General features: G+C 30.3%; 23 protein-coding genes. 9 read left to right on the top strand and 14 right to left on the bottom strand.

Translation table 11 applies throughout. The features are described from left to right. Positions 1 to 68 precede the first annotated feature (68 nt). Positions 69 to 563: an RNA polymerase sigma factor gene (locus LX78_RS13880; RefSeq protein ID WP_109683383.1), complete on the top strand. Its 495-nt coding sequence runs from the start codon at positions 69 to 71 to the stop codon at positions 561 to 563. A gap of 4 nt (positions 564 to 567) precedes the next feature. Then, a complete protein-coding gene (locus LX78_RS13885) occupies positions 568 to 1,212 on the top strand; it encodes a hypothetical protein (protein WP_109683384.1) in 645 nt (214 codons plus the stop codon). A gap of 54 nt (positions 1,213 to 1,266) precedes the next feature. Here LX78_RS13885 and LX78_RS13890 read toward each other — a convergent pair whose 3' ends face one another. Together LX78_RS13890 and LX78_RS13895 are read right to left on the bottom strand one after the other, a co-directional pair. Continuing rightward, complete coding sequence (locus LX78_RS13890; RefSeq protein WP_109683385.1) at positions 1,267 to 2,082, bottom strand: lysophospholipid acyltransferase family protein; 816 nt, start codon at positions 2,080 to 2,082, stop codon at positions 1,267 to 1,269. 48 nt (positions 2,083 to 2,130) lie between these two features. After that, positions 2,131 to 2,769, bottom strand: a complete 639-nt coding sequence (locus tag LX78_RS13895; RefSeq protein ID WP_109683386.1) for an NUDIX hydrolase — start codon at positions 2,767 to 2,769, stop codon at positions 2,131 to 2,133. Between the two features lie 10 nt (positions 2,770 to 2,779). On the opposite strand from LX78_RS13895, the gene LX78_RS13900 reads away from it, so the two are divergent. After that, positions 2,780 to 3,556: a peptidylprolyl isomerase gene (locus tag LX78_RS13900; protein ID WP_342766620.1), complete on the top strand. Its 777-nt coding sequence runs from the start codon at positions 2,780 to 2,782 to the stop codon at positions 3,554 to 3,556. Between the two features lie 29 nt (positions 3,557 to 3,585). Here LX78_RS13900 and LX78_RS13905 read toward each other — a convergent pair whose 3' ends face one another. Further along, complete coding sequence (locus tag LX78_RS13905) at positions 3,586 to 4,188, bottom strand: trimeric intracellular cation channel family protein (protein WP_109683387.1); 603 nt, start codon at positions 4,186 to 4,188, stop codon at positions 3,586 to 3,588. Positions 4,189 to 4,439: 251 nt separating this feature from the next. On the opposite strand from LX78_RS13905, the gene LX78_RS13910 reads away from it, so the two are divergent. Together LX78_RS13910 and LX78_RS13915 are read left to right on the top strand one after the other, a co-directional pair. Next, on the top strand, positions 4,440 to 4,862 hold the full coding sequence (locus tag LX78_RS13910) for a DUF2141 domain-containing protein (RefSeq protein WP_109683388.1): 423 nt from the start codon (positions 4,440 to 4,442) through the stop codon (positions 4,860 to 4,862). A 144-nt stretch (positions 4,863 to 5,006) separates the two neighbouring features. Next, positions 5,007 to 5,945: a LysR substrate-binding domain-containing protein gene (locus tag LX78_RS13915; RefSeq protein WP_109683389.1), complete on the top strand. Its 939-nt coding sequence runs from the start codon at positions 5,007 to 5,009 to the stop codon at positions 5,943 to 5,945. A gap of 31 nt (positions 5,946 to 5,976) precedes the next feature. Here LX78_RS13915 and LX78_RS13920 read toward each other — a convergent pair whose 3' ends face one another. From LX78_RS13920 to LX78_RS13935, 4 genes are all read right to left on the bottom strand, one after another. Beyond that, positions 5,977 to 6,174: a hypothetical protein gene (locus LX78_RS13920; RefSeq protein WP_109683390.1), complete on the bottom strand. Its 198-nt coding sequence runs from the start codon at positions 6,172 to 6,174 to the stop codon at positions 5,977 to 5,979. Between the two features lie 130 nt (positions 6,175 to 6,304). Continuing rightward, positions 6,305 to 7,105, bottom strand: coding sequence for a TIGR00266 family protein (locus LX78_RS13925; protein WP_109683391.1), 801 nt, complete (start codon positions 7,103 to 7,105; stop codon positions 6,305 to 6,307). A gap of 59 nt (positions 7,106 to 7,164) precedes the next feature. Further along, the gene (locus tag LX78_RS13930; RefSeq protein ID WP_109683392.1) at positions 7,165 to 7,620 is read right to left on the bottom strand and encodes a DUF4442 domain-containing protein; all 456 of its coding nucleotides are present in this window, start codon (positions 7,618 to 7,620) and stop codon (positions 7,165 to 7,167) included. 64 nt (positions 7,621 to 7,684) lie between these two features. Next, positions 7,685 to 8,854 carry a YncE family protein gene (locus tag LX78_RS13935; protein ID WP_109683393.1) on the bottom strand — a complete coding sequence of 390 codons (1,170 nt, stop codon included), beginning with the start codon at positions 8,852 to 8,854 and terminating at the stop codon, positions 7,685 to 7,687. 157 nt (positions 8,855 to 9,011) lie between these two features. Between LX78_RS13935 and LX78_RS13940 the strand changes: the two genes are divergently transcribed. From LX78_RS13940 to LX78_RS13955, 4 genes are all read left to right on the top strand, one after another. Then, a complete protein-coding gene (locus LX78_RS13940) occupies positions 9,012 to 9,458 on the top strand; it encodes a DUF4870 domain-containing protein (protein ID WP_109683394.1) in 447 nt (148 codons plus the stop codon). Between the two features lie 86 nt (positions 9,459 to 9,544). Continuing rightward, positions 9,545 to 9,886 (top strand): PadR family transcriptional regulator, encoded by a 342-nt coding sequence (locus tag LX78_RS13945; protein ID WP_109683395.1) that lies wholly within the window; start codon positions 9,545 to 9,547, stop codon positions 9,884 to 9,886. Continuing rightward, a complete protein-coding gene (locus tag LX78_RS13950) occupies positions 9,883 to 11,706 on the top strand; it encodes a PspC domain-containing protein (protein ID WP_109683396.1) in 1,824 nt (607 codons plus the stop codon). Before LX78_RS13945 ends, LX78_RS13950 begins: the two co-directional genes overlap by 4 nt. Positions 11,707 to 11,806: 100 nt before the next feature. After that, a complete protein-coding gene (locus LX78_RS13955) occupies positions 11,807 to 12,535 on the top strand; it encodes a head GIN domain-containing protein (protein ID WP_245881543.1) in 729 nt (242 codons plus the stop codon). Positions 12,536 to 12,613: 78 nt separating this feature from the next. Here the strand turns inward: LX78_RS13955 and LX78_RS15025 are convergent, their stop codons facing one another. The 7 genes from LX78_RS15025 to LX78_RS13985 all read right to left on the bottom strand — a co-directional run bounded on the left by LX78_RS15025 (position 12,614) and on the right by LX78_RS13985 (position 17,503). Next, the gene (locus LX78_RS15025; protein WP_342766622.1) at positions 12,614 to 12,853 is read right to left on the bottom strand and encodes a GNAT family N-acetyltransferase; all 240 of its coding nucleotides are present in this window, start codon (positions 12,851 to 12,853) and stop codon (positions 12,614 to 12,616) included. 67 nt (positions 12,854 to 12,920) lie between these two features. Beyond that, positions 12,921 to 13,106 carry a hypothetical protein gene (locus LX78_RS15030; protein ID WP_342766621.1) on the bottom strand — a complete coding sequence of 62 codons (186 nt, stop codon included), beginning with the start codon at positions 13,104 to 13,106 and terminating at the stop codon, positions 12,921 to 12,923. Between the two features lie 102 nt (positions 13,107 to 13,208). Next, positions 13,209 to 15,368, bottom strand: a complete 2,160-nt coding sequence (locus LX78_RS13965) for a prolyl oligopeptidase family serine peptidase (protein WP_109683397.1) — start codon at positions 15,366 to 15,368, stop codon at positions 13,209 to 13,211. 117 nt (positions 15,369 to 15,485) lie between these two features. Further along, positions 15,486 to 16,466 carry a thioredoxin-disulfide reductase gene (gene trxB / locus LX78_RS13970; RefSeq protein WP_109683398.1) on the bottom strand — a complete coding sequence of 327 codons (981 nt, stop codon included), beginning with the start codon at positions 16,464 to 16,466 and terminating at the stop codon, positions 15,486 to 15,488. A 147-nt stretch (positions 16,467 to 16,613) separates the two neighbouring features. Further along, positions 16,614 to 16,814, bottom strand: coding sequence for a DUF6327 family protein (locus LX78_RS13975; protein ID WP_109683399.1), 201 nt, complete (start codon positions 16,812 to 16,814; stop codon positions 16,614 to 16,616). Between the two features lie 3 nt (positions 16,815 to 16,817). Beyond that, positions 16,818 to 17,168: a hypothetical protein gene (locus tag LX78_RS13980; RefSeq protein WP_109683400.1), complete on the bottom strand. Its 351-nt coding sequence runs from the start codon at positions 17,166 to 17,168 to the stop codon at positions 16,818 to 16,820. Positions 17,169 to 17,173: 5 nt separating this feature from the next. Further along, positions 17,174 to 17,503, bottom strand: coding sequence for a YtxH domain-containing protein (locus LX78_RS13985; RefSeq protein ID WP_109683401.1), 330 nt, complete (start codon positions 17,501 to 17,503; stop codon positions 17,174 to 17,176). Positions 17,504 to 17,534 lie beyond the last annotated feature (31 nt).

A 17,534-nucleotide genomic window follows, 5' to 3' on the forward strand; every position in this document is an offset into this window, starting at 1 on the left:
AAATAATGTTTCAAGTTTTTGTAACAAATTAAAAAAAAGGCTACCTATAGTATAACTAAACCAACAGTTTGAATAAAGAATTAGAACATAATTTTATTGAAGAGCTAGAAAAGAATCAAAACATTGTGCATAAGGTGTGTAGAATTTACACAAACAATCAAGAAGCACATAACGATTTATTTCAAGAAATAACCATACAACTTTGGAAAGCCTACCCTAAATTTCGAGGCGATTCAAAATTTAGTACATGGATGTATCGTGTTGGCCTAAATACTGCCATTACACTTTATAGAAAACGAAAAAGATCTATTAAAACTGAAGAATTTGATGCCTTTCAATATAAGCTTTCATCTGAACCATATGATGATACTGAGGAAGAACAATTAAAGTTGTTATACAAGGCTGTACACCAATTAAACGATATTGAGAAAGCACTTGTCTTTCTTTATTTAGAAGACAAAAATTATAAAGAAATTAGTGAAACAATAGGAATTAGCGAAGTAAATGCAAGAGTAAAGATGAATCGAGTGAAAAACAAATTAAGGACTATTTTAAATCCGTAAACATATGGATGAATTAGAATTATTAAAAAAAGATTGGAAGAAGGATGAGGATTCAAAATATCCAAAACTTTCTTATAACGAAATTTATAAAATGATATTGAAGAAATCTTCTTCAATTGTTAAATGGATTTTTATTATAAGTTTATTGGAGTTTGCTTTTTGGACATTAATCTCCTTAGCTTTTAAAGGCACTGAATATAATAAACGTTTTGAAAGCTATCATGCAGATAATATTATGATTCCTTTAATGGTTATAGCATATGCCATACTAATTTATTTTTTCTATAGATTTTACATGAATTATAGAACTATTTCTGCTACAGATAATGCTAAAGTTTTAATGGAAAATATATTAAAAACAAGACGTACTGTAAAACAATATGTAGGTTTTAATTTAATATTTATGGCTATTTCAGCTTTTATTGCTTTAGGAATACAGTTTGACAGAGACCAAGAAATGATTTCTCTAATTGAAAATGCGAGTGCAAATGGTGAGGTGTTTAAATTTTATGCTATTACAATTATTATAACCATTGTATTTTTAGGCATCTTAATTGCAATTATACTAGGATTTTACTACTTAATTTATGGCATTTTATTAAAACGCTTAAATGGAAATTACAAAGAACTTAAAAAACTAGAGGTCTAATTCAAGACTTCTAACAAGTTTACGAGGTCTTAGAAAAATATTTTTAAAATTAAATTAATAATTGTCTTCAAGACGCCATTTTCGCTTTTTATTTAGTTCTTCCTTTTCTTCTAAATCTTCACGAGGAATTACTTTTAAAAATGAAGGATGTTGTTCGATAGCATATTCTATTTTCTCAACAATATCTGCTATACTTTCATTTTCATAATCAATTACTAGAGGCTCTTTAATTTCAAAAGTCTGTAAGATGTTTTTCTTTTTAACTCTTAAACCTTTTTTATCGAAAGAACGCCTAAAGCCATCAATTACTATTGGAACAACAGTAGGTTTATAATGTTTAATTATATGGGCTGTTCCTTTTCTAATAGGCTTAAATGGTGTTGTAGTACCTTGTGGAAAGGTAATTACCCAACCATCGTCTAGAGCTTTTTTTATATTAGAAATATCGCTCATCTTCACTTGTCTTTTTACATCTTCTCCTTTTGCTCGCCAAGTACGTTCTATACTAATAGAACCAGCATAAGCTAAAATTTTAGGTAATAAACCAGATTTCATAGTTTCTTTTGCAGCAACATAATAGATGTTCAATTTTGGATTCCATAAGTAACCAATATTTTTAATATTATCTTCTCTATTACTTAAACTAGCATTAAAAACATGAAACATGGCAACAACATCAGCAAAATATGTTTGATGATTTGAAATAAACAAAACGTTTGTTTCCGGTAAATTTTTAATGATTTCAGATCCTTCTATTTGAAGTTCATTAAACCCTCTAAATCTTCTGTGAGATAAAGATCCAATGATTCTAATAACCCATTTTTTTATAAAAAGTATATGTCCGAAAGGATTTCTTTTAAACAAACCCATAAAGTAGTATTCTTAGTTAGTTAATGCAAAGGTAATAAAACAGAACCTTTACATGACTTGTTTTAACAAGTCTTTAATTTCGCTTAGCATCATGGCTGTTGCTCCCCAAACTATATGTCCATTTAAGTTAAATGCTGGAACTAAAACATCTCTATTATAAGATGTTGCCACTTTTTTTTGCACCACATTAATATCGTTAATAAAATCTTGTAAAGTTATTTCTAAAATATCTTCAACCTCATCATCTTGTTTAATAAAACTTGGAGTCATTCTAGAAATTCCAATAAATGGCTGAACAAAAAAATTACTTGGTGGTATGTAAACTTGCGTTAATTGTCTTAAAACCTCTATACAATTTTCAGGCACTCCAACTTCTTCAAAAGTTTCTCTTACAGCTGCAGCCTCAATAGAAGCATCTGCCTCTTCCAGTTTCCCTCCCGGAAATCCTACTTGTGCAGAATGTACTCCTTTGTATGTTTTTCGCAATATTAAAACCAAATAAGTTTGTTCATTATTTGGATAAAACAAAGCCATAACTCCTGCTCTCTTAGCATCCTTAATCATGTGTTTTTGCCGTTCTTGTAGAGCTTCTCTAAATGGTGGCGACATTTTTAACTGAGATGTTTCGGCTGGAAGTGGTATATTTTCTATTTTTGAAATTAGCTTACAAAATTTATCAAATTCCATAGTATTCTATATGACATCTATTAAAGCAACTATTAATAAATCTGATTTAAAAAAGTATCAAAATTCATTAATGAAATATATTTCTATAGTTGTAGTTTGTTTCTTTTTATTGAATTGTGAAGATAAACAATCTGATAAAAAAACGAATACATCAAATACAGAAACAACCAAAATAATTAAAAAAGATACTTTTTCTGAAAGTGAAATCGAAATTAAAGCTGAAACTGAAGAGTCATTTAGATTAACAGACGAAAATGCCATGGAGTTTTTTCTTCAATATGAAAAAGAAAATAAAGAAAACAAAGTTCGGATCACTACCAGTTTTGGTGATATTGAGATTTTATTATTTAATGAAACCAAATTTCATCGCGCCAATTTTATTTACTTAACCAAACAAGATTATTTTAATGATACCCAGTTTTATCGCGTGATAAATAACTTTATAATTCAAGCAGGAAATTCAGATAATCCAGAAGTATCTAAAAAACGCAATAAAATTGGTAGATACCTCTTGCCAACAGACACCAAAAGAGGCTTTAAACATGATAGAGGTGTTATTAGTATGCCTAGTGGTGAAATAGATAATCCGTATAAATTAGCCTCACCTTTCGAGTTTTTCATTGTTCAGCAGGAAGGTGGTGCTCATCATTTAGATGGAGATTATACCATTTTTGGAAAAGTTACTAAAGGGTTAGAAGTAGTTGATAAAATTGCAGCCCAAAAAACAGACGTTGCAGATTGGCCTCTTAGCAATATTTACATTGAAAAAGTTGAAATTATTGAATAGTGAATTATATTAGTTTACTTATTTGCAAACTAATCGCGATATAAACTTGGCAAACTAATTTTAAACTTAATAGCCAATAACCTAATAAGTATAACAATAACTCCAGCCAAAGCAAAGGCTATATCTATTTCAATTGGTAATTTTTTAATAATAAAATAAGAAAACCCTCCAACTATACATGCAGTAGCATAAATTTCTTTTCTAAAAATAACTGGAATATCGTTACAAAGAATATCCCTAATAACTCCTCCAAAACATGCAGAAATAGTTCCTAATGCTACACAAATAATTGGATTCAATCCTGCTGAAATTCCTTTTTCTACTCCTACAACAGTATATAGACCTATTCCAATAGTATCGAACAATAGCAACGATTTCCTAAGGTATTCTAATCTCTTTCTAAACACAACTGCAAATACAGTAGATATTATTATAACATAAGTATATGTCATATTATTCATCCAACTAACTGGTGTGTCTCCTATTAAAACATCACGAAGTGTACCACCTCCAACTGCAGTAACAAAAGCAATAATCAATATTCCAAATGGATCCATTCTTTTACTTAATGCCACCAAAACTCCCGAAATAGAAAAAGCTATGGTTCCTAAAATATCTATAGCATAAAACATATATTACAATAATCTTATTATGAAAATTTTATTCTAATTTGTTTACAAAATAAAGGTAAATACTAACAATATTAAAGGTTCTAACAAATTAATTCTCTTTACAATTACAAACAACATGCATTCGTTTCATTCTAGTAATTATATATTTATAACAATTCAAGCTAATTAAATTACAATTGAGTAACTAATGTTATTCAACCTCCATTAATTTTTTGACTTTTGAATTATATTAATCAATAAAAAATAATTAAATGAAAACTCTAGCTTTAATTTTATCACTCGTTTTAACTACAACTTTAAGTCACTCTCAAGACAACATAGAAACATACAGTATTACTGTTAAAGTAGACAATGCTTTAAGCGATAATGGCAGCATGCTTATTGGTCTACATAATGAAGATACTTTTATGAAAGGCAAAGGCTTGCAAAACTCTAAAAGTGAGATTGTAGATGGTATTGTAACTGTTACTTTTGAAAATGTTGCTCCTGGAAATTATGCTATTATGGTTTTACATGATGAGAATGATAACAGTAAAATGGATTTCGATGCAACTGGAAGACCAAGCGAATCTTATGGTATGTCTAATAATCCAATGTTATTTGGACCTCCAACATTTACAGATGCTAAATTTGAACTTTTAAAAGAAAACTTAGAAATACATATTCGTTTCTAAAATAAATTATTTTATTAAAAAAGCGACCTAATATATTTATTGGTCGCTTTTTTAATATTTACTACAATTTTATTCTATTATTAACAGTCTTAACTATAAGTTTTATTGATAGTTTTTATATTTTTATAGTCTAATTTGATAGATATGACCATTACACAATTGTATTATGTATTAGCAGTTGCCGAAAATCAGAATTTCACTAAAGCTGCAGAAAAGTGCTTTGTTACTCAACCTACTTTAAGTATGCAAATACAAAAATTAGAAGATGAATTAGATGTCTTAATTTTTGATAGAAGCAAAAAGCCAATTGAACTAACTGAAGTTGGAAAAAAAATTGTAAATCAAGCAAAGAATATTGTCAATGAGTCTTATAGAATTCAAGATATAGTAGATCAACAAAAAGGATTTATAGGTGGCGAATTTAAACTTGGTATTATTCCAACTATTATGCCTACTCTATTACCTATGTTTTTAAAAGCTTTTGTGAAAAAATACCCGAAAATTAAGCTTAAAATTGAAGAACTAACAACAGAAGAAATTATTTCCAGACTAAACGAAGGACATCTTGATGCTGCTATTGCAGCTACACCTTTAGAATCTGAAAACATTAAAGAACGTGTGCTATATTTTGAGCCTTTTGTTGGTTACATACCTGAACACCATAGACTACATGGTAAAAAGAAAATTAACACTTCGGATTTAGATATTGACGACATGCTACTTCTTGAAGATGGCCATTGTTTTAGAGATGGCGTAATAAACCTTTGTAAGGCATTTAAAAATCAATCAGATTCTCATTTTCAAATAGAAAGTGGAAGTATAGAAACGTTAATTAAGCTTTCTAACGAAGGCTTGGGAATGACGCTTCTTCCATATCTACACACATTAGATTTAAATGATAAAGCCAAGGAAAATCTACATTATTTTAATGAACCAAGTCCTGCTCGAGAAGTAAGCCTTATATACCATAAAAGCGAACTTAAAATGCAAATTATTGAAGCTATGCAGAATGTAATATCTGGAATTATTAGAGGAGCAATTGCATTTCAGAATGTTGAAATAATTAGTCCGTTACCTAAATAAAAAAGCGACCTGTTGGTCGCTTTCGTTTTATTTAAGATTTTAAATAGATTAGACATTGATTTAAGTCCGGGTTTTGCTGTACAAGAGATTGTATATAAATCTTCAACTCTTCAATTTCATAAGGTAATAATCTTTGAAGGGCTTTTTGTACTTCTTTGCAAAACAATGTAGCATCAAAACTTACTTTATTAAGCACAGTTTTTGTGTACTCAAACATTGCTCTCGCCATAATTATTTTAGTTTAGGTTAAAAAAAGTAGATTTGTTTAATAGGCTTATATGTTTTTTTAGTTGTCTAAATTTAATAAAAAAAAGGATTGGTTTTCAATTTAAACAAAACTTTAACAGTGATTTGTCTTCTTAAAACCTATTATCTCCATCTAATAAATCTCCTAAACCTCCAAGAATACTGCCTTCTCCTTTATCTTTACCTCCACCTTTTGGTGCTGATGCTAAAACACGATCTGCTAATCTACTAAATGGCAGAGATTGTATATAAACTGTTCCTGGACCTTGTAGTTTTGCAAAGAATAAACCTTCACCACCAAAAACAGTGTTTTTAATGCCTCCTATAAACTCAATATCGTAATTAATATCTTGTGTAAATCCAATAATACAGCCTGTATCTACTTTTAATACTTCTCCAGCTTGTAATTCTTTTTTAGCCATAGTTCCTCCAGCATGAACAAATGCCATACCATCGCCTTCAAGTTTTTGCATAATAAAACCTTCACCTCCAAAAAGTCCACGACCTAATTTTTTAGAAAATTCAATCCCTACACTTACACCTTTTGCTGCACATAGGAACGCATCTTTCTGACAGATAAATTTACCTCTAAAGTCTGTTAAATCTATTGGAATAATTTTTCCAGGATAAGGCGAAGCAAAACTAACATTTCTTTTACCTGAAAGTGTATTGTAAAAAGCTGTCATGAACAAACTTTCACCAGTTAGAATACGTTTTCCTGCTCCAAGTATTGAACCTAAAAACCCTTCATTCTTTTTAGAGCCATCGCCAAAAATAGTTTCCATTTTAATACCATCGTCCATCATCATAAAACTACCTGCTTCTGCCACAACTCCTTCTTGTGGATCTAATTCAATTTCAACAAATTGCATTTCTTCGCCATGTATTTTGTAATCGATTTCGTGTGCTGTCATTTTTTTATTTTTTTAGTTAATGCTACAAATAAGTAGTAAAAAATATTTTTTTGTTACACTTAAGTTCTGACTTTCATTGACCAAGTAAAACTAAATCTAGAAACTTCTTCTCCTTTACTATTACTTCCAACTACATTAAGTGTTACTGTTTGTCCTTCTCCTGTTTTTATAGCTTCTTCTATAACTGAATCTATTAAATCTCCTTCAAGACATTCGAAAGTAATTCTTCCAGTAGCCTTTTTAGAATAGCTTGCATCATTCTTTACTAAAAGCATTGCAATATTTTTGTCTGATGCCTTTATTTTATTTATTATTAATGCACCTGTAGTTAGTTCGGCTGCCATACCTTGTACTGCCCAAAACAAAGATTTAAACGGATTTTGATTAATCCATCTATGCTTTACTGTTACAATACATTTTACATTGTCAATATACTTTGTACGAACACCAGTAAAATAAGCTGCTGGTAATTTAAAAAGTAAAAAGGCATTAAGTTTTCTTGGAGATATCTTCATTTTATAGTTTAAAAGATTAAAAAAGTTTAACCTACCAAAGGTAAGATTTCAAAAATTATAGTGATTATTTCTTTTCAACGATAAAAGCAGGTGGATATTCTGTAATAAATAATCCATTCCAACTACTTGCAAACATAATTTTTGTACCATCTCTATTTGGCACAGCATGAGGCTCCTGCTGATAGGAATCTTTATAAGTAGCATGATGATACCCAAATCTTTCAATGGTATTACTTCCATCTAATTTAATAGCAAAGATTTCTTTTTTTCCAATAGTTTCACAACAACCTTCACTAACATAAGCCCAACCTGGTCTGTTTATATTTCTAGCACTTATATGTCCACTCCATACACCATAACCATTTGGATGATAAAATAAAGGCGTTGTAACGCCATCACTTAACCTTACCATTTTCATATAGTAATCATTAGGTCTAGTTTCTAAATCACCAAAAGCTATATAAACCTCATTACCAAAAGAATCTATTCCAAAATCTGAATGTGTTGTATAATTAGTAATCGCTCTAGGAGCTTGTGTTAAATCAATATCATATACATCTACTCTTGAAAAAGAATAATGTGCTACAGCGTAATTACCAAGAGGTGATATAGTAATCCAATTTGGTTGACTAGGCAAACTTACTTGAGCATGAACCTTATTTAGTTTTAAGTCAAAAACTATTAATTCTATAACACCACTAGCTTTTCCAAGTATAGGCATGTATTTATCATTATTAGTTATATTACCCTTGTTTATACCGTAATCAATTTCTTCATATTGTAGAAAAGTTTTTAATGTGGTTCTAACATTTGTAACAACATTATAACTAACTATGCTTTTACCTGAAGTTCCATACATCTTTAATGGGTCTATATTACTCCATGTTGCCGAACTAGGTATATTTCTCCAGTATAAAAACTTATAAGTCTTACCATCTAATATTGCTGCTGGATAACCAGCTAATTTAATTAATGTCCCATCTGAGTTCCAAGGTTGGTCTAAACTATAGTGATGTCTTAAATTTTGTCCTGTTGTACCAAATACTCCAGCATCACTAATTCTAGTAATTTCATTCCCTTGCTCATTTAAAAATGGCACTAAATATTTAGGTGTATTTGTTGGTGGTTGGTAGTCTTCCCAAACTGATTCCATAATATTCTCATCAATAGGATAGGTTTGAGAAAAACAAATAGAACATAGTAAAACAAAGACAATAGAATATTTTCTAACCATAAACAATCTAATATTGAAACATACTAACTAAGTCACAATTTATTAAAAATAACTGAATAAACATTTGTTAATTTTTTGTTAAATTTTAGTACTTTGTATTGCATAATACCTTCTTTTAGATATATATTTGCATAAGAAACTATTATATGCTTTTAAAATGTTAGATAATCATCAGAAAAATATTGCCACTTTTATACATCTTTCAACATTCTCTAGATTTATTATTCCTCTAGGAAATTTTATTGGTCCATTAATTTTATGGATTGCTAATAAAGACAAATCAGAATTTGTTGATGATCATGGAAAACAGGCCATTAATTTTCAAATAAGTATTTTATTATATGCCATTGTATTAGGAATGATTACTATTCCCTTTTTTATATTCAACCTATTTAATGGCTTAGACTTTATTGATATTAACACGTTTGATAGCATCCATTTGAGTCTAACAAAACCTTCACCACTTTTGTATATAACTGGAGGATTAGGTTTTATTGCTTTTACAGGATTTATACTGGAATTAGTTTTTATAGTTAAAGCAAGTTTGGCTGCAAAAGATGGAGAATATTATAAATACCCATTAACAATCAACTTTTTGAAATAAATCATCAATCCTTTTATGTTAAATACGTAGAAGCATAAATCAAATCAAAAAATGAACAGTTTAAAAAAATTAAAACGAATGACACTATGAAGATAGAAAACACAAAGGCACAAATGCGAAAAGGTGTGTTAGAATACTGCATATTATCTGTCCTTAAAGATGAGGATGCATATGTAGCAGAAATTTTAGGAACACTTAAAGATGCAAAATTGTTAGTAGTAGAAGGTACTATTTACCCTTTACTAACTCGCCTTAAAAATGCAGGACTTCTCAACTACAGATGGGAAGAATCTACCTCTGGACCACCAAGAAAATATTATGGTCTTACAGAAACAGGTAAACTGTTTCTAAATGAATTAAACACCACTTGGAGTGAATTACAAAATGCAGTTAATATAGTAACCAGACAAAAAAACACAACAAAATGAATAAAACAGTCAACATAAATTTAGCAGGTATATTTTTTCACATAGATGAAGATGCATATCTTAAATTACAACGCTATCTTGAGGCTATAAAACGTTCATTTACAGACTCTCAAGGACGCTCTGAAATAATAGCTGATATAGAAGCTAGAATTGCAGAACTTTTTAGCGAACGTGTAAAACACGAAAAACAAGTTATTGGAAACAAAGAGGTTGATGAAGTGATTACAATCATGGGACAACCGGAAGATTATCTTGTGGATGACGAAATCTTTGAAGATGAACCAAAAACATATCAAAGTAGACCATCTGGACGTGCTAAAAAGCTATTTAGAGATACAGACAACTCATATATTGGAGGCGTTTGTTCTGGTCTAGGTCATTACTTAGGCATAGATACGCTTTGGGTTAGACTACTTTGGATTTTACTAGCTTTAGGTTCTGGTGGTACATTTATCTTTATATATTTATTATTCTGGATTTTAGTTCCAGAAGCTGTATCAACAGCCGACAAGCTAACTATGACAGGTGAACCTGTAAATATTAGCAACATCGAAAAAAAAATTAAAGACGGTTTTGAAAATGTAACAGATACTATTTCAGAAAAAGCCAAAAATGTTTCAGATTCAGTTTCAGATGCAGCAAAAAACGTAGATTTTCAAAAACAAGGAAATCGTTTAAAATCAACATCTAAATCGTTTTTCGAAACTATTGGAGATATCATAATGTTTTTCCTTAAAGTATTTGCAAAATTTATTGGCATCATGCTAATAATTGTTGGAGCAGCGACATTAATAGGGTTAATAATCGGATTCTTTACAGTTGGAGCTACAGATTTAATACATGTTCCTGGATTCGACTTTATTGATGCAGCAAATGCAGCAAACACACCTATTTGGCTAGTTTCTTTATTAATGTTATTTGCTATTGGAATCCCATTCTTTTTTGTTTTCTATTTAGGATTGAAAATTCTAATAAACAACTTAAAGTCTATTGGAAACATAGCTAAGTTTTCATTATTAGGAATCTGGTTTATAGCAATAATCAGCTTAATTGTTATTGGTGTTAAACAAGCTTCAGAACACGCTTTCGATGCTAGTGTAAACAATAAAGAAACACTTAATATTACGGCTAATGATACGCTTAGAGTTAAAATGGCTTCTAATGATGCTTATAAAAATAACGCTTACAGAAGTGGAAATTCAGTTAGATTAGTTTACAATGATAATGATGAAAAAATTATCTATTCTTCAGATATCAGATTGATTGTAAGATCTACAAAAGATAGTCTGGCATATTTAAAAATAGAAAAAAGTGCCGAAGGAAGTAGTTATCAACAAGCTAAAGAAAGAGCAAAAAACATTAATTACAACTATGCTTTAATTGGAAATGAACTCTTATTAGACGCTTTCTTAACTACTGCTTACGAAAATAAATTTAGCGACCAAGAAGTAGAACTTATCTTGTATTTACCTGAAGGCACTACGCTTTATGCAGATGACAACACCTATAGTTTTCATAGAAACTCTAGTTATCATGACGATATTTTAGACAATGGTATGGAAGAGCATTATTTAAAAATCATGCAAAACGAAATTAAATGTTTAGATTGTCCTGATGAAGAATATAAAGTAAGAGTAAATATTAACGACAACGATTCTCATATAAAAATAGATGATAATGGCTTAGAAATTAAAGCTGAAGGTTCTAATCTTAAAATCGACGACGAAGGAGTAAAAGCTGAAAGTGAAACTGTTAGAGTAAACATAGATGAAAATGGTATTAATATCACTTCGGAAGATAAAGATACAGTTGAGGAATAAATATTAACAGTTAAGTAACTAATTTTTTATAAATATCCATATATAATCAATCTTTGAATCATCAATCAAAAAAAATTAATCAATCAAAAAACGAACAGTTATGAGTACACTAACAAAAATTATGGTTTCCATCATCCTAGCCATCTTAATGATGTCTTGCAATTTCGATGCTAATTTTGGAACTGGAGTAAATGGAAACGGAAACGTTATAACCAAAGAACGACCTTTAGATGGATCTTTTAATACTATTAAAATAAGCAGAGGTCTAGATGTCTATTTAACACAAAGCGACTCAGAAAGTTTACGTGTTGAAGCAGACGAAAATCTTCACGACATTATAACTACTAACATAGAAAACGATGTACTTGTTATTACAGCAAGTGAAAATATTGGCAGATCATCTGCTAAAAAAGTGATGTTACATTTCAATCATATTTCAGCCATAAAAGCAATTAGTGGTAGTGATGTAGTTTCAACAAATACTATTCGTGTTTCAGATTTAGAAATTAATTCTACTAGTGGTAGCGATATTGAGTTATCTATAGATGCTGAATCTGTTAATTGCCACTCAACAAGTGGAAGCGATATAGAATTAAAAGGTAAAACTAACAGTTTTATTGCTGAAGCAACTAGTGGAAGCTCTATTGAAGCCGAAGATCTGAACACATTAAATGCTCAAGTAAAAGCAACAAGTGGTGCAAACATTAGAGTTAACACTTCTAAGAAGCTAACTGCAAAGGCATCTAGTGGTGGCGATATAAGATACTCAGGAAATCCAGAAGTTATTAAAACTAGCGATGGTGTTTCTGGTTCTATAAGAGGACATTAAAAAAACAACAATCAACCATAGTAAAAGCCATCTTAATCTTTGACACTTAAAGATTGGGATGGTTTTTTTGTAAGCGTATTATTCAAAAAATTCCTTTGGGTACTCTACCAATCCATTAACTCCATCTAATCCATTTTTAGTTAATTCTATAGCCATACAATTCTCTTTTGGAGCATTAAATGGAAATTCGATATGGAATTTAACTGCTTGCTTGTAACCAAATCTCGGATAATAATTTTTGTGACCTAATAAAACAATAGAGTTATATCCTAATTCATTTGCTCTTTTATGAGCATGTTTGATTAATATACTTCCAATTCCTTTACCTTGGAGTTCAGGTAGAACAGAGACTGGAGCAAGTGCTAATGAATTGAATACGTTTTAGTTATTTTTTATTTCCAATTTCTGCTATTATAGATAGCTCAGGAATAAAGTTCTTTGATTTCCTTAAGCGTTCAACTAAAAATTGCTCTTTATGATCGCTTAACATTACTGGTTCAAAAGCCTTTTCAATAACAATAAATTCCTCTACATAATCTTTAGGATGTTCTTGTCTTAAGTTTAAATTCATTTTAATTCTTAAATTATAATCAACTTTCAGGCTTATAATTTAACTTTTTCTTGTCTCTATAAAATAAAATCCGAAACATGAAGTTTCGGATTTTTTATGACATTAATTTTTCACTTTTTCTTTAAGTTTAAAATCTGGATGACCAGATTGCCAGTAAAAGAATGTAAAAATGTTTGAAAAGTTATTCAATGCTTGAGTTAATGCAACTCCACCACCATGACCACCATCAAAATCAGTCAAAAATAAAATAGGAGAATCTCCTGCATTATCATGCTGCATTTTAGCAGCAAATTTAGCTGGCTGCCAAGCTATAACTCGAGGGTCATTAATTCCAGCAGTTATTAACATAGCTGGATAATCTGTTCCAGGTTCTAAATGATGATAAGAGTCCATTTCTAACAGTCCTTTAAACTCTTCAGGGTCCTTAACAGTTCCAAACTCAGGCGTATTAACTGGACCATTTGGTGTTTCTTCCATTCTTACAGTATTCATGGCTCCTACCATTGGAGATGCTGCAACAAATAAGTCAGGACGTTCGGTAACAGATCTTCCAACCAAAATACCACCAGCACTACCACCAAAAAACGAGAGTTTATCAGCCGAAGTATATCCTTCATCAATAAGATACTCTGCTGTTGCAATAGCATCCTTCCAGGTATTAGGTTTGTTAAGTTTTTGCCCAGCTTTATGCCAAGCATCTCCTAGTTCGCCTCCTCCTCTAACATGTGGAACTACCAAAACACCTCCATATATAGTATAAGCCAATGTTATAGGACTGAAAAATGGACTAGTAGAATTCCCATAAGAACCATAGCTATACATAACTGCAGGAGTTTGACCATCCATTTTCATGTCTTTATTATAAATAATTGATACAGGAACCATAACTCCATCATGAGATTTCACCATAACTTCTTTAGCAACAAGATTTTCTAATTCTGGATATTCAGCTGGAGTAGATAAAGGTTCATAGGTAAACGTATTGTTTTCAGCATTATATAAATACCTTTTGTTTGGTGAGGTCCAGCCAGATATATTTACCCATACCTCACTATAATCACTTCCTCTAGTTGAAACACTAGCACTTCCTGCTGTAAAAGGCAGTCCTAATTCAATAGGAATTGTTTTGTTTGAAGGTAAAAAATACACTTTTGCCTCTACTCCATTTTTTACAGTACAATAATATAGACCATCTTTAGACGTTGCAATTTGAGTTATATTCTCTGTTTTAGATTCTTCTATAACAATCGTAGCATTTGAAAATTCTGGACTACTTATTGGCGCTTTAACAATTTTATAATTTGGTGCTTCATTATAAGTCAAATAATAAACATCTGTTGAATTAAATGTTGTACTAGTAACTTTATTTTCTCTTGTTAATATAGGCTTCCAATTATTAGGAATATTAAAATCCTCTACATATAATTTTGAGTTCTTATCTACTGAGCTTGTAAACAAAAAATTCTTATTTGCCTCCTTTGAATAAGAAATATAAGGATACTCAGACTCAAAAATATTTAATGGACCATAATCATCTTTTGAAAAATATTTTTCATCTAAAGATTGATCTGTACCTATTCTATGAACATAATTTGAAGTATATATTTGTCTGTTCATATCTTTTAAATCGGCTGAATTTAGTTTATTATAAAAGAAACTATCTCCTGATTTATGCCATGAAATTCCACTGGCTAGATGCAAAACCTCATTAAATTGTTCTCCTGATTTTTTAAAGATGAGTAATTCTGGGTTTTCAGAACCATCAGCTGAAACAGAAACTGCTATTTTATCACCTTTAATATTTGGAGTAATACTTGAAACCGTATAAGTTCCTTCTTCTTTTTTATATTGTGTCGGATCGAAAAACAAAACTTCATTTCCATCATAACCATCACGTTTATACATCTTACTAATTTCTTCACCTGGAACTCTCTTTAAATAAAAATAAGTATTATCATCTGTTATTCTTAAACTTCCAATGGCTGCAGTAGTTCTATTAATAAGCTCCAACATTTTATCAAGTATTTCTTGCTTTCCTGATATATTATCAAGAATTGAATTTGCATAATTAGTGTTATCCTTCATCCAAGCAACAACACTAGGATCATCTAGGTTTTCGAGATATTGATAAGGGTCATTTAATGTTATACCATGATACGTATTTGTAACATTTTTTTGTGGTGGTGGTTCAGGCTTTACAGATTCTTGAGAAAAAACTGAAAAAGAAAATAAAAATAACAGAGCAAAAAATAGTTGTTTCATATTTTTGAGTTTAGGTGTTAATAAAATATTACTAATAATTTCTTGGGGAAAGTGACAACAAGGTACAAAAAAACCGAAACATTTGTTTCGGTTTCTATATTTTATAAATATACCTAATTAGTTATACGTCGAAGTAGAAACTTCAAACGTAGAATCTTTTGCTGCTAACCATCTTTCGGCATCTAAAGCAGCCATACATCCTGTTCCTGCTGCTGTAACTGCTTGTCTGTACACATGATCTGCTGCATCACCAGAAACAAAAACACCTTCTATATTGGTTTTAGAAGTTCCTGGAACGTTTATAATATATCCTGTTTCGTCTAAGTTTAAAAAGTCTTTAAAGATATCTGTGTTTGGTTTGTGACCTATAGCTACAAAAAATCCAGTTGCTGGAATCTCATGTTTTTCCTGAGTTTGATTATTAAATACACGAACTCCTGTAACTACTTGTCCATCTCCTAAAACTTCATCTGTTTCTGTATTAAATAATATTTCAATATTTGGAGTGTTTTTTACACGAGCAGCCATAATTTTAGATGCTCTAAACTCGTCGCGTCTTACCAACATGGTTACTTTTTTACACAATTTAGATAAGTAATGTGCTTCTTCGCAAGCAGAATCTCCTGCTCCAACAATCACCACTTCTTGATTTCTGTAAAAGAAACCATCACATACAGCACAAGCAGAAACGCCTCCACCAAGTTTTAAATATTTTTGTTCAGAATCTAATCCTAAATACTTAGCCGAAGCTCCTGTAGAAATAATAACTGTATCACAATGTATTTCTTTAGTATCGTTTACCCAAACTTTGTGTACATCTCCAGAGAAATCAACTTTAGTTACCCAACCATCACGAACATCTGTTTCAAAACGTTCAGCTTGTTTTTGTAATTCCATCATCATTTCTGGTCCAGTAATCCCATCTGGATAACCAGGAAAGTTTTCAACCTCGTTAGTTGTGGTTAATTGTCCACCTGGTTGCGTTCCTTGGTATAAAACAGGTTTCATATTTGCTCTGGCAGCATATATAGCTGCAGTATATCCTGCAGGTCCAGATCCTATTATTAAACACTTTACTTTTTCTATTGTTTCAGACATTTTTCTATTTATTTTAATAGAACAAAAGTAGGTTTTTTGTACAAAACCTTACTTATAAGTTATTAACAGTTATTATGGTTCTATTGATATTTATTATTGTGTAAAACATTTAGTTGCTTTAAACCTGTACTGAGCTAATTCGAAGAATTACTTTAAAAATTTCTTCAATAGCACGTAAAAACCATATTTGCCTGCAACAGCTAATACAGTTGTAAACCAATTTGTTGGTTTTAAACCTTCTTTAAACTCGCTTTTAAGAAGTTTCATTTCTTCTAATGCTATTTTACGTTCCAAGCTTAGTCGCTTTAAATCTGCTTCTATATCTTCAAAAGATTGATATTTCTTCATAGTCTAAGAATCAAAAAATTTAGATGAAAGTGCTTGAATAATTTTTTTGTTTATAACATGTCTGTTGTAATATAAAATAACTGTTATAATTAAAAATAAAGCAGCTATAATTAAATAGCCTAAAGCTAGGCTATCTAACCATTTACCAATGGCAAATGCTAACGAAAATGCTAGAAAAAATAATGCTAAAAATAAGACACCTCCAATAATAAGTCCTTTTGTAACAAAACTTATGGAGACAGTAATTTGTTGAAATACCTTTAATTTATAATATTCCTCTGTTTTTTTAACATACGTCTCTCCTGCATCTGCCATCTTACCAGATGTTTCTTTAATTGTTTCTAAAATATTCATTCAGATTAAGATTTTTGATATTTCTTATTTTTAGCTTTTAAATCATTCAACCTTTTTTCTAATGAAGTTATAACATCTTCCGTTTTATGACTAGCGTCACTTATAATATGATCTAGTTTTTCATCTAAACTTTCTCTTTTAGATGAAACCGTATCTGCTACTTTATCTCGTAAATGTTCTGCTCCTTCAGACATTTTATCTCTTACTGTAGCTGCTTCATCTGCAATTCTTTGCCTTGTTTTTGACCCTTTATCTGGAGCAAATAATATTCCTAAAGTTGCACCAATTGCTGTTCCAGCTAATATTCCTAATAACGTACTACTTTCTTTTCCCATGTTCTTTAATATAATTTTAAGTTAATAAATT

It is taken from the genome of Xanthomarina spongicola (assembly GCF_003148645.1).
GTDB classification, from domain to species: domain Bacteria; phylum Bacteroidota; class Bacteroidia; order Flavobacteriales; family Flavobacteriaceae; genus Xanthomarina; species Xanthomarina spongicola.